This is a genomic window from Nocardia sp. NPDC004123 (assembly GCF_053603795.1).
Map to the genome: position 1 here is coordinate 178673 of NZ_JBSGGG010000004.1, position 12276 is coordinate 190948.

The following is a 12276-nucleotide window of genomic DNA, read 5'->3' on the forward strand; positions in this document are numbered from 1 at the left end:
AGCGCTGAAACATGTCACCGTATCCCGACTGGCTGAATCCCGGCGACAATGCCTGGCAGTTGGTAGCCGCGACTCTAGTCGGCCTGATGAGCATTCCCGGTATCGCGATCTTGTATGGCGGTCTGGTGCAACGCAAATGGGCCGTCAATACCATGCTCATGGCGTTCACCGGATTCTCGTTGGTCCTGGTGGTGTGGGTGCTGTGGGGCTTCAAGATGGGGTTCGGCGAGCCCGTCAAACTGGGCCCAGGAATACTGCGGGCCGCAATCGGCAAGCCGCACACAATTCTGAGTTCCAATAATCAAGAGCAGGCCGTGATTCCGCTGCTCGACGGGCTCATGCCCAAGTTCCGATTCTCCCAGACCACGCTGGCCTACTTCCAGTTCGTGTTCGCGGGCATCACACCGCTGTTGTTCCTGGGCAGCGTGATCGGGCGCATCAATTTCAAGGTGTGGCTGATCTTCGTCCCGCTCTGGTCGACGCTGGCGTATTCGGTCAATGCCTTCCTGATCTGGGGCGGCGGCTGGTGGTCGCAAATGGGTGCGCTCGACTACTCGGGTGGATATGTCATCCACCTGGCCGCGGGCACCACGGGCTTCGTGGCCGCGGCGGTCATCGGCCCGCGGCTGACCCGAGACCGGGAACGGGCGGTGCCCAACAACCTGCCCATGGCCGCGGCCGGGGCGGGCATCCTGTGGCTGGGCTGGAACGGCTTCAACGGCGGCGACCCGTACTTCTCGGGTGCGGATGCCTCACTCGCGGTGATCAATACCAATCTCGCCACCGCGGTCGCGGTGCTGACCTGGGTGATCTGGGACATGCTGGCCGGTCCGTCGCGGCGGCCCAATTTCCTCGGCGCGGTCAACGGCATGATCGCCGGCCTGGTCGCCATCACCCCGGCGGCCGGCTTCGTGAACAGCTTCGGGGCCATGGTGATCGGTCTGATCGCCTCGACTCTGGTGTGGCTGTCCTGGAACAAGCTCGGGCGGACCCGGCTGTTCCGCAAGGTCGACGACACCCTCGGCGTGGTGCACACCCACGGCGTGGCCGGGCTGGCGGGCGGCATGCTGGTCGGCGTGCTGGCCGACCCGAACATCCGGGTGTACCTGGGCACCGGCGGCGCGGCCGACGCCACCTACGGCGGCTGGCTCTACGGGCACAATCCGAAACTGCTGCTCTGGCAGGCGGGTGCGGCCGCGACGGTGATCGTCTGGGATGCGCTGGTCACCTTCGTCATTCTCAAGGTGCTGAGCCTGTTCATGAGCCTGCGCATGCCCGACGAAGTGCTCGAGACCGGTGACGTCGGAGCACACGAGGAAGAGGCGTATCCGGACGACACGCTCGTCCACGCGCAACCGTCCGTGCGGAAAGTGGTGCGAACGGAAGCGGCCGTGCGGCAGGACGGAGCGGAGATTCCGGCCAAGGAATCCTGATGTCGGCGCCGCTGCACCTCGGCGGCATGATCGGTTACCACAATATGGACCCGGGCGGCGGTGCGGACGCGAAACTCCTCACGCTGGTGGTGCCGCCCGGCCTGTTCGATCAGATCAAACAGGCCCTCGCCGCCTTCGGTGTGCGGCGCATGGTGGTCACCCAGGTCTATCGCGTGGACGACCGTGACAACCGCGTCGAAAGCTATCGCGGACAACGCTTCGAAACCGATGTCTCCGCCGGACTGCGAGTCGAATTACTCGCCCGGATCGAGGATGTCACCGATCTGGTGCGCATGATCGGCCGGATCGGCTCCAACCACGAAGCCTCCAATATCGAGATCTGGATGATCGACGCCCGCCGCTTGTGAACGGCCGGAAAACTCGATTGCCGCGCTTCCGCCCCGATCGTATGGTCGGGGCGGGAGTGTGCCGTGCTGATTCGAGGCGGCGTGGCAATTCATCGGTGGGAGTTCGGGTTTGGCAGTGCAGTTGGCCTTCGGCGTGGTCGCGGAACGTGATCGGCGCGCCTGGCTGGTCGAGACGGGGGAGGCGATCGACCACGACGGGCCCGAGGGTGCGGCGGTCGTCCTGGGCGCACGGGACAGCGATCCCGCCCGCGTGGCCATCGCCTGCGCCGACCTGGCCGGGCTCATCGAGCTCGGCGGCACGGTAATCGCCGGGGCCGGAATCGATCTCGGCGACGGTTTCGTGTCCGCACGGCTGGCGGGCGCCGGCGGTGACCGGCGGGACGCGGTGCTGGCGGCCCTGCGGGTGCTCAAGGTCGGCGGCGGCCGGCGGCTCGGGGATCGGACGGCGACCCTGGTCGCGCTGTTCGGGGTGACGGCCACCAAACCCGTGGGCGCGGCCGCCGAGCAGGCCATCGGCGAGGGACGCTGGGCCGCAGTGGTATTGGCGTCCGCGGCGGCGGATCTGCTCGGACCCGAGCAACTGGTGCGGGTGCTCGAGCTGCGCGCGCCCGACGGCATCGATCCGGTGCCCGACGGCGCGGCGTCGGTGCTGGCGGCGAACCTGGGCCGGGTCCTCGAATCCTGCTCGCGCCCACGGCGGCTGGAGCTGGTGCTGGACCTGTGGGAGCAGGTGTGCGCGCGGCAGCGCGCCGTGCTCGAGCGCGAGCGGCTGCTGGCGAGCCATGATCTGAGCGGACTGGAGTCGCTGCGCGAACGTTCGAACCGGTTCTACGAGCAGCAGCTGGTCGAACTCGCGCAGGGATCGACCCCGGGGCCGCTCACCCTGCCGACGGCCATTCGATTTCGCCCGACCTGGCGCAATCTCTGGAAGCACTGCGCCGAGCGGATGATCCAGGACGCGCTCGCGGCCACTGTGCTGCTGCGGGCCGCCGTCGCGGTGCACGAACTCGGGGTGGTCGCGGGCATCGACCGGGTGCGCGAGGAGATCGCCGTGGTCTCCGGGATGCTCACCTCGCGAGAGATCAAGGCGGCCAGGTATCCCGTCGGTGAGCTGAACGCCCTGCCCGTGCGGCCCGGTGTCCATGTTCGCGAGATCGATGCGTGGCTGCGGCAGCAGCAGCCGCGCAACGCCGCCTATGAACGCTTCGTGCGCGCTCGGATGCGGACCGCGCTGGCTTCCGCGATCGTGGTCGCCGAACGGTGCCGGATGCTGCTCGGCATCGACATCCCAGCACGCTCGTTCCCGGCGGAACACTGGGATTCGAACTCGCTGCGGGCCTGGCGCGCGGTCGCCGGTTACACCGCGCAGCGGCCGCCCCAGGACTGGCGTTTCGACCCGATGGTGCGCGTCCACGATCAGCCCGGCCTCGCGGTCCGGCTGGCCGGGGATCCCGCCGCGGCCGAGCATGCCTCCGACCTGCTGTGGCTCGCCGACCTCGCCGATGCCATGGCGCGGGCGCGCGGACATGAGGCCGCCGTGCCGACGCACTACTACCGGGTACCCGACTTCGAGACGAATCCGCCGGCACCGCAACCGGATCCGCTGACGCCGCGGTCGGACTCCATCCCGCTCGCGGTCGCCGGAGCCGCCCAGCTGGTCGACCTCGGGGCGACCGTCCCTGCCCGGTGCCGGGACTGGGCGCGCCTGTGCGCCGGACTGGTGGGCAGCGGTGTCGTGGCCGCCGCGCTCACCAGCGAATTCGAGGTCGCCGAACCGGTCCTCGCCCACGACGGTGCCGGGTTGCCCGGCACGTCGCTGCGGATTCAGATCGCCCGCACCGCCACCCGGCTCGCGGAGTGGTCGGACCATATGGGCAATTGCATTGCGGGACAGTGGTATCAGAGTCAGGCCGTGCGCGGGCGGAGCATCCTGCTCGGCCTGCGCGACGAGCGCGACCACCTTCAGGTCAATGCCGAACTGCGCCGGGCCGGCCGCGGGTGGGCCGTGAGCGAGATCGCCGGACGATTCAACCAGGAAGCCGATCCCGCAGTGCGGCAGGCGGTCCGGGACTGGGCCGCGACCCTCCGCGTCGAGGAGCCGGAACCTGATCCGGTGGAGTTGGCGACTGCCGAGCCGCCCGCTCGGACCCGGCGCTCGGCACCTGATCCGGTCCGTGAGGTCGGTCCCGTACTGCACGAAGCGGTCCGCAAGGCGATGGTCGAGTCGGAAGCCGCCCTGCGCGTCCTCGCCGCTCTGGCCGGGGACACCGACGGCGATCCCAAAACGCTGACCGCCCTGCGTCGTTCGGGTACCGACCGGCTCACCGCCCTGTGCGTGACCTTCCTCGACGCCAACCCCGCCGCCCTGCCCGCCCTCTGGACCGCCGGCGGCAGCCGCCCCCTCGCCGCCGCGATCGAATCCCTGGACGCCGCCCTCCTGGGCCGCTACCCCCGCCTGCCCAGCGTCACGGCCGACGCACCCGTCCCGTCGAAACGGCTGCGCGCCTTGATAAAAGAGCCGGACATCGCCGCCGCCCGCAGCATGGACCTGATCGCCCAGCGCGTCCGCGCCGCCATCGGCCGCCTCGCCCGCCGCGGCGACCCCGCCCTCACCCACGCCATCACCCGCCACCCCACCCCCGACCTGCTCTGCCCCCTGATCCTCGCTACCACCTGTACCCCCACCCACTCCACCCCGGTGACCGCGATCAGCGCCCCCCGAGCCACCACCGTTCCCGGCTACCCCGCCACCTCCCTCTCGGCCCCCGACGGCCCCTGGCTCACCGCCTGGCCCGCCGCCCTCGAACTCGGCACCCCCGACTCCGGCCCCGACCACGAAACCTTCTGGTCCCACACAGCCGACCACGGCCTCCTCATCCCCACCGCCTGGCTCGGTTCCGGCGGCTGGCCAGCCCTCTGGTCCCGAGCCCACCGGGAATAGCGTCGCCCTCCCGCGCAGGTATTCGGATCGTGCTCACGGTTGCTGGCTGCTGTTGTTCGCCGTGATCGGATCCGGCGACCGGTCGACAGGTTCGGGCTGGTTCTGCGGATCGCCTGGGTGTCGGAGGCGCGTAACCGTGTATGCCACAACGCGATACGAGAGGTAGGCGGGCACGATCACCAGCAACACGATGCGCAGCGCCATCAGGGTCGCGGCGACTGCCAGATAGCCCACGCTCATGCCGTCCGGGGAGCCGAATCCGTGTCGCTCCGACAGTGCCGCCAGGACGGGGCGCAGGGCGAGGTACAGGACGATCGGGATCAGCGGGAGCCGGATGAGACGCCATCCCGCGCGCAGCTGGGTGGTGGGGATTCTCATGTGGCGAGCTCCGGGCCGGAGGTGAGGAAGGCGAGTAGGAGGGCGTTGCCGATCACGCCCCCGTTGGCGAAGCGCAGGCGGTTGCCGCTGCGCAGGGGGAGGCCGGCGAGGTCGGTGGTGCGGAACAGGCGGGTGAAGAGGCCGCGGTGGCCGAAGGCGCGGGCCGGGGCGAGCGCGAAGCCGGTGGCCGAGACCGATATTCCGAGGATGACCGGACCGCTGTCGATATCTCCGGTGCCATCGGAACCCTGGCCGTACTCGTGGATGGCGCTGAAGCCCAGTATGTTTCGTTCCTGATGGAATAGTCCGGTCGCCAACTCCTCGGCGAGTGCGCGGTTCGCGAAACCGGCGAAGTAGGCCCCCAGCCCGGTCCCCGAGGCGCGTGGGGCATCGTGCGCGTGCGCGTCGACTCCCATGCGCTGCACCAGCAGTCCGGTGCCTCGATCGAGCTGGACCGCACGAACCTGTTGCGCCCAATGGGAGAGCACGGCCGTGTGGTCGACGCCGGTCGCGCGGCCGTGCACCGCGATGGCCGCGGCGACCGCCGCCACATCGGTGGGATAGGCCTCGCCCGGAAAGGTTTCCAGCAGTGCGGTCGGCGAGGCGAGCAGGCGGCGTCCGTAGGAGGCGACCACCGCGTCATCCTGGGCCGCGAGGTCGGGCGGGAACGCCGGGTCGACCAGCCGCGCCATCCCGAGCGCGAGCGCGGGATACGCGAGATACGCGTGCCCGTGCGGACTGTCCGGAACCGCCAGCCCGTCCTCGCCGTTCCAGGCCGCGGTGAACACGTCCCGCATCTCCGGCCGCAGACTCTTCGCTGCCGCACGAGTCGCGATGGGCGCGAACCGTTCCCGCCATTCCGGGTGCGCCAGACACACCTGAGCCAGCCCCAGGGCGGTCATCTGATGCGCGAGCAGCCCCCACATCCCGGTGATCTCCCCACCCGCGCCGCGCTCCCGCAGCTGATCATCGGCATCCTCGAACGCCACCAACTCCTGCGCAAGCCCACGGACCCGGCCCGAATCCCCATCGAACCACGCATCGGCATCCCGCCCACACCACCAGCCCGGCACCGACGCCGCCACCGACAACGCAGCCAGCAGCCCGGCCAGAATCGCAACCCAACGCCGAAACCTGTGTGCTCGAGGTATTTCGATCGGACTCCCCATGAGCCGAACCTACATTTCCCGCCCGACCCATGGCGACGCGGTGCGCAGTCGGCAACAAGATCAGGGAGCTCTCAGCGACGGAAATCGGACAGATTTCCGCAGCAGTGAGAGCGCCCCGATCTTGGTTGCTGGATGCTCCTGATCCGGTCAGAGCTTGGCGACGGCGTCCAGGACTTCCTCGGTGGTGGTGGTGACGCCGAGACGGGGGAAGATCTTCTCGACGGAGTGGGTGTGGGCGGCGGGGTCGCGGTCGGCGGCGGCGTCGGTGGCGACGATGACGTGGTAGCCGTGTTCGTGGGCGGCCCGGGCGGTGGATTCGACGCCGATGCTGGTGGCGATGCCGCCCAGGACGATGGCGGTGACGCCGCGGCGGCGCAGGTGCAGGTCGAGGTCGGTGCCGTGGAAGGCGCCCCACTGGCGCTTGGTGATCCGGATATCGGTGGGCTGGATGTCGAGTTCGTCGAGGAGTTCGTCCCAGCCGGGCGGCGGGGTGAATGCGCCGGCGGGCTGCATGGTGCGGCCGGGCGGCATGTCGCTGCCGTCCGCGGCGAAGGTGACGCGCACCAGGACGACCGGCAGACCCTTGTCGCGGAAGGCCTTGGCCAGCTCGGTTCCCCGGCGCACCACCTCGTCCGCGGGGTAGGGCTGGGTGGGGGCGGCGACGATACCGCGCTGCAGGTCGATGAGGACCAGAGCGGTGTTGGGATCGAGCAGGGTGTCGGTCAAGGTGCAATCCTTCTCTGGGAGTGGCGATTCCGGTCAGTCTTCGGTGAGCCGGGCGAGCAGCGGGATCGCGGCGATGAGCGAATCCTGTTCGCCGGGCGAGAGTTTGGTCGTGATCGCGGTGGCCAGCCAGTCTTCCTTGGCGTCGTGCGCCAGCCGGAGCAACCGCTGCCCCGCCTCGGACAGTGACAGCAGCACCTGCCGCTGATCGGTCGGATGCGGCGCGCGCACCACCAGCCCGCGCTCCTCCAGCACGGCGAGGGTGGTGCGCATGGACTGCGGCCGCACCCGCTCGGCCCGGGCCAGATCGGCGACCGACATCGGCCCCTCGTGTCCGAGCCGGCTCAGCGCCACCGCCTGGGAGGGCGTCATCTCGATTCCGGCCCGGGCCGTCCGCAACTGCCGCAACAGCCGGCTCGCCGCCACCCGCAGTTCGCTGGCGGCGGCGGCCACTGCTGCGGCCGACCTGTCCTCTCCGTTCGCGCTCACCGGCCCAGAGTGCCACAAACAAAGTCAAACTTGCAAGTTTGCCTGTCGAATTTGTGATCCTGCCAAGTGATCGCGGAGGAAGCGGGTGATCTCCACGGGCCCGGCCGACGTCTGTCCGAATGCCGCCAACGCGATGGCTGATTCCCGCCGGTCATCGGGGATCTGCTGGGCCAGAGTAGGTGAGGAAGAGACAAGAGGATGAAGGAGGAAGCGATGCGCGTTTACACCACGATGGCCAGCCCGGTCGGGGAGTTGCTGCTGGTCGGGGAGCTGCGGGGCGACTCGGTGGAACTGACCGCGGTGTCCATGGCCGGGAGCAAGAGCATTCTGGTGGAGGGGGAGTGGACTGCGGACGCCGAAGCGTTCGCCGAGGTGGTGGGGCAGCTGACCGCCTACTTCGCCGGGGAGCGGAGTGAGTTCGATCTCCGATTCGGCAGCGCCGGAACCGATTTCCAGCGGCGCGTGTGGAGTGCCCTGGAGGAGATCCCCTACGGGACCACCACCACCTACGGGGAGATCGCGGCGCGCATCGGCGCGCCCAGGGCAGCCGTGCGCGCGGTGGGTTCGGCCATCGGTGCGAATCCGCTGCTGATCGTGCGACCCTGTCACCGCGTGATCGGGTCCGACGGCTCGCTCACCGGCTACGCCGGGGGAGTGGAGCGCAAGCAGCAACTGCTGAACCTCGAGCGGGCCGCATGACCACCGCCGCCCTCGGCTCGGTGTGGGCCGGCCGGGTCGCCCAGCAGAAATGGGCGGCCCTGGCCGGTGAGCTCGACGACCACGGCCACGCGCTCACCGGCCCGCTGCTCACCGCCGCCGAATGCCGGACCCTGGCAGGGCTTTACGACGAGGAGGAGCATTTCCGCTCGACGGTCGACATGGCCCGCCACCGTTTCGGCTCGGGTGAATACCGCTACTTCACCCATGACCTCCCCGAGATCGTGGCCGAGCTGCGGTGGGCTCTGTATCCGAAACTGCTTCCCATAGCCCGGGATTGGGCCGCCCGGCTGGGCCGGCCCGGCACCTGGCCGGAACGCCTCGACGAGTGGATCGCCCAGTGTCATCGGGCCGGTCAGGTGAAGGGCTCGCAGATCCTGCTGCGCTACGGTCCCGGCGACTGGAATGCCCTGCACCGGGACCTGTTCGGCGACATGGTGTTTCCGCTCCAGGTCGTGATCGGCCTGGACGCGCCGGGCGTGGACTACACCGGTGGTGAATTCCTCATGGTCGAGCAGCGCCCGCGCGCGCAATCCCGCGGCGCGGCCATGGCGTTGCCGCAGGGGCACGGCCTGATCTTCACCACTCGCGATCGCCCGGTGCGCGGCACACGCGGCTGGTCGGCGGCGCCCATGCGGCACGGGGTGAGCCTGGTGCGGTCCGGTCAGCGCCACACCCTGGGCCTGGTCTTCCACGACGCCTGAGAGGGGAGGGCGATGGTGTACACCCTGCTCGGCGCGGACGGCCGCCCGTATGCCAGCCGGACCCCCGGCGTGCTGGGCGGCCATCGCCGCCTGAAGATCTACGGCCGCCTGGACTGTCCGGCCGCGCTGCGCGCCCTCGCCCGCGGCGGCTACACCGCCCACCGGGTCTTCTTCGCGGACGAGGCCACCGCGGTCGCGGCCGGCTATCGCCCCTGCGCGGTGTGCTCGCGGTCGGCCTATCGGGAGTGGCGGGCCGGACTCGCCGACTGATCGAGACCGGTTGGTAGCTAATACGCTGGACCCCATGCTGACCACGTTGGCCGTGGAGAACTACCGGTCTCTGCGCAAACTGCGGGTGCCGCTCGGCCGCCTGAACGTGGTCACCGGCGCCAATGGCAGCGGCAAATCCAGCCTCTACCGCGTCCTGCGCCTGCTCGCCGACTTCGCCCGCAATGGCGCGGTCGCCGGCCTGGCCCGCGAGGGCGGGCTCGAATCGACCATCTTCGCCGGACCCGGCCGCTCCGGACCGAACATCCCGCTCGTGCTCCGGGTCGGCTTCGCCGGCGAGGATTTCGGGTACGCCGCCGAACTGGGCCTGCCGATTCCGGGCCGATCGATGTTCGATGCCGACCCCGAGATCAAATCCGAGGCCGCCTGGGCCGGTCCCGTGCTGCGCCCCTCGACCGTGCTCGCCGATCGCGGCGGACCCGTGGTTCGCCTGCGCGACGAGGCCGGCGGCTGGGGCATGGTCCCGCACCCGATGAAACCGTACGACTCCATGCTGTCCGAGCTGGCCGATCCGCAACGCGCGCCGGACCTGCTCGCGCTGCGCGAGCGCATTCGCTCGTGGCGTTTCTACGACCATCTGCGCACCGACGCCACGGCCCCCGCTCGCGCACCGCAGATCGGCACCCGCACCCTGGCCCTGGCCCACGACGGCGCGGATGTGGCCGCGGCCCTGCGGACCATCCTCGAGATCGGTGACGCCGGGGCGCTGGCCGAGACCGTGGACCACGCCTTTCCGGGCAGCCGCGTCGAGATCGTGAACCGTGACGGCCGCTTCGAACTGCTGCTGCATCAGCCCAGGCTCTTCCGCCCGCTGGCCGCGCCGGAACTGTCCGACGGCACCCTGCGTTACCTGCTGCTGGCCGCCGCCCTGCTGTCCCCGCGCCCGCCGCAGCTGCTGGTGCTCAACGAGCCCGAGACCAGCCTGCATCCGGACCTGCTCGCCCCGCTGGGCCGGCTCATCGGCCGCGCCGCCGAGGACACCCAGCTCGTGGTGGTGAGCCATTCGGACGAATTGATCGGCGTCATCGACGAGTACGCCGACGACGCGACCATGATCGAATTGCTCAAACAGGAGGGCGTGACGACGGTGGCCGGACAGGAAACTGCGGATGAACCGCCCTGGTATTGGCCGGACCGTTAGTCGCTCGGTGACGTGGAAACCTATTCTGGGGACGTGAGTGTGGAAACCATCGGTGAACCGGGACCGCTGCCGCGTGGCCGGCACGGGCTGACCCGCGAACAGGTGGAGGCCTCGCAGTACCGGCGCCTGTGCACCGCCGTGCTGGAGGCGGTGGGTGAGCTCGGCTTCGCGGCCACCACCGTCGCCGATATCGTGACCCGGGCACAGGTGGCGCGCCGCACTTTCTACGCGGTATTCGGCGGGAAGGACGAATGTTTCGCCGCCGCATACGATCTCGCGGTCGGCGCGGCATTGGAACAGTTGCAGGAGACCGTCACGGGCCTCGAGGGCGTGAATTTCGCCGACCGGGTGCGGATTTCCTTCGAGATCTATCTCGGCGTGCTGTCCACGCAGCCCGGCGCCGCCCGCGCGCTGTATGTCGAAACCCTCGCGGCCGGACCGGGATTGGTGGAACATCGGCTGCGCGTCCACGAGCGATTCGCGGACTACATCATGGCGGTGGCCCGGGTCGGCGTGCGCGACGGCGATCTGACCGCCGAACCCGATCGGCAGCTGGTCGACATGCTGCTCGGCGGCATCGACGATCGGGTGCGCGCCTGCCTGCATACCAAGGGCGCCCAGGCGCTGCCCGAACTGGCGCCGTTGTTCACCCGCACCGCCATGGCCATTGTGAGCACACCGGCGCCCTGACGGCTGTTGGTCGCCACAATCGCCCGGCATCCATGCCGGGCCGCGCTGTCACCTGGCACAGCGCCCGTGACACGGGCCACAGCACGCTCCTACGGTCGCAATCGGATTCGACGCGTTCGGTCGGATCCGCCGGACGCAGTAGGAGATTTCATGAGGCCGACCATCCGTACCCTCGGCAGTGCCGTATTCGCCAGTGCCACCGCCTTCGCGGTCGCGTTCTCGACCGGCGTGGCGCGCTCCGAGCCGGATTCCATCGGCGACTCCGGCAGCAGTTCCGGCTCGGCGACCGTCAGCACCGCCTCCGACACCGTCGGCGTGGGCCCGGAGATGTCGTCCTTCCTGGCCGCTTTCGGCTACGGCCTGACCCACCCGGATGCCGCGCCGCCCGGATCCAATGACTGGAACTGCAAACCGACCGCGGAGCACCCCAATCCCGTGGTGCTGGTGCACGGCACCTGGCTCAATACCTACGACAGCTTCTCGTTCCTGTCCCCGCAGGTCGCCCGCGCCGGATTCTGCGTCTACGCCTTCAATTTCGGCCGTGAGACGCCGCTGAGCGGTGGCGGTGTCGGGCCGATCCTGCCGGGCCGCTACGGTGTCGGGCCGATGGAGGACTCCGCCCGGCAGCTCGGTCAATTCATCGATCGGGTGCTGGCCGCCACCGGCGCGCCCGCGGTCGATGTGATCGCCCACTCCCAGGGCGGACCGGTCACCAGCCAGTACCTGAAATTCGAGGGCGGCCTCGGGAAAGTCGGCAAGGTCATCAGCTTCGGCGCGACCACCCACGGCACCTCGCTGCTCGGCATCGCCACCCTCGGGCGCATCATCACCGATCTCGGCCTGAACATCCTCGGCTTCTACGAGCCGCTGATCGGCCAGGCCAATACCGAGCAGGTCCTCGGCTCGCCGTTCTACGCGAAGCTGAATGCCGACGGCGACACCGTGCCCGGCGTGGCGTACACCGCCGTCGGCACCACCCACGACGAGATCTCCAACCCCTACGAGTGGACCTTCCTCACCCCGGGCCCCGACGCCCCCGTGGAAAACCTCACGCTGCAACAGGATTGCCCCGAGGACGTCTCCGATCATCTCACCATCATGTACTCGCCCCGGGCGGCCTCCATCGCGCTGCACGCCCTGGACCCGGCCGCCCATCCCGAGCTGGTCTGCACCTTCAACCCCTGGATGATCGGCGGCAGCGGGCACATCTGAGCGACGTCCGGGGGCGCTCGCTC

13 protein-coding genes are annotated in these 12276 nt (G+C 69.7%); 9 read left to right on the top strand and 4 right to left on the bottom strand.

The window, feature by feature from the left end; translation table 11 throughout:
* Nucleotides 1–11 precede the first annotated feature (11 nt).
* From ACWEQQ_RS07020 to ACWEQQ_RS07030, 3 genes are all read left to right on the top strand, one after another.
* On the top strand, nt 12–1433 hold the full coding sequence (locus ACWEQQ_RS07020) for an ammonium transporter (protein WP_452347549.1): 1422 nt from the start codon (nt 12–14) through the stop codon (nt 1431–1433).
* The gene (locus ACWEQQ_RS07025) at nt 1433–1801 is read left to right on the top strand and encodes a hypothetical protein (RefSeq protein ID WP_452338969.1); all 369 of its coding nucleotides are present in this window, start codon (nt 1433–1435) and stop codon (nt 1799–1801) included. Before ACWEQQ_RS07020 ends, ACWEQQ_RS07025 begins: the two co-directional genes overlap by 1 nt.
* A 109-nt stretch (nt 1802–1910) precedes the next feature.
* Entirely contained in the window at nt 1911–4742 is a 2832-nt protein-coding gene (locus ACWEQQ_RS07030) for a hypothetical protein (RefSeq protein ID WP_452347550.1), read from the top strand.
* 33 nt (nt 4743–4775) lie between these two features.
* Here the strand turns inward: ACWEQQ_RS07030 and ACWEQQ_RS07035 are convergent, their stop codons facing one another.
* The 4 genes from ACWEQQ_RS07035 to ACWEQQ_RS07050 form a co-directional block, all read right to left on the bottom strand.
* Nucleotides 4776–5120, bottom strand: coding sequence for a hypothetical protein (locus ACWEQQ_RS07035; RefSeq protein ID WP_452347551.1), 345 nt, complete (start codon nt 5118–5120; stop codon nt 4776–4778).
* Nucleotides 5117–6289, bottom strand: a complete 1173-nt coding sequence (locus ACWEQQ_RS07040; protein WP_452347552.1) for a hypothetical protein — start codon at nt 6287–6289, stop codon at nt 5117–5119. The genes ACWEQQ_RS07035 and ACWEQQ_RS07040 overlap by 4 nt, the downstream gene beginning before the upstream one ends.
* 147 nt (nt 6290–6436) lie before the next feature.
* Nucleotides 6437–7015: a hydrolase gene (locus ACWEQQ_RS07045; protein ID WP_452347553.1), complete on the bottom strand. Its 579-nt coding sequence runs from the start codon at nt 7013–7015 to the stop codon at nt 6437–6439.
* 33 nt (nt 7016–7048) lie between these two features.
* The gene (locus ACWEQQ_RS07050) at nt 7049–7501 is read right to left on the bottom strand and encodes a MarR family winged helix-turn-helix transcriptional regulator (RefSeq protein WP_379385248.1); all 453 of its coding nucleotides are present in this window, start codon (nt 7499–7501) and stop codon (nt 7049–7051) included.
* 213 nt (nt 7502–7714) lie between these two features.
* Between ACWEQQ_RS07050 and ACWEQQ_RS07055 the strand changes: the two genes are divergently transcribed.
* The 6 genes from ACWEQQ_RS07055 to ACWEQQ_RS07080 all read left to right on the top strand — a co-directional run bounded on the left by ACWEQQ_RS07055 (nt 7715) and on the right by ACWEQQ_RS07080 (nt 12253).
* A complete protein-coding gene (locus ACWEQQ_RS07055; RefSeq protein ID WP_452347554.1) occupies nt 7715–8200 on the top strand; it encodes a methylated-DNA--[protein]-cysteine S-methyltransferase in 486 nt (161 codons plus the stop codon).
* Complete coding sequence (locus ACWEQQ_RS07060) at nt 8197–8922, top strand: 2OG-Fe(II) oxygenase (protein ID WP_452347555.1); 726 nt, start codon at nt 8197–8199, stop codon at nt 8920–8922. Before ACWEQQ_RS07055 ends, ACWEQQ_RS07060 begins: the two co-directional genes overlap by 4 nt.
* A gap of 12 nt (nt 8923–8934) precedes the next feature.
* Nucleotides 8935–9192 carry an Ada metal-binding domain-containing protein gene (locus ACWEQQ_RS07065; RefSeq protein ID WP_452338963.1) on the top strand — a complete coding sequence of 86 codons (258 nt, stop codon included), beginning with the start codon at nt 8935–8937 and terminating at the stop codon, nt 9190–9192.
* Between the two features lie 34 nt (nt 9193–9226).
* Nucleotides 9227–10351 (top strand): AAA family ATPase, encoded by a 1125-nt coding sequence (locus ACWEQQ_RS07070; protein ID WP_452347556.1) that lies wholly within the window; start codon nt 9227–9229, stop codon nt 10349–10351.
* Between the two features lie 33 nt (nt 10352–10384).
* Nucleotides 10385–11041, top strand: coding sequence for a TetR/AcrR family transcriptional regulator (locus ACWEQQ_RS07075; protein WP_452347557.1), 657 nt, complete (start codon nt 10385–10387; stop codon nt 11039–11041).
* 150 nt (nt 11042–11191) lie between these two features.
* Nucleotides 11192–12253: an esterase/lipase family protein gene (locus ACWEQQ_RS07080; RefSeq protein ID WP_452347558.1), complete on the top strand. Its 1062-nt coding sequence runs from the start codon at nt 11192–11194 to the stop codon at nt 12251–12253.
* The last annotated feature ends 23 nt before the right edge of the window (nt 12254–12276 follow it).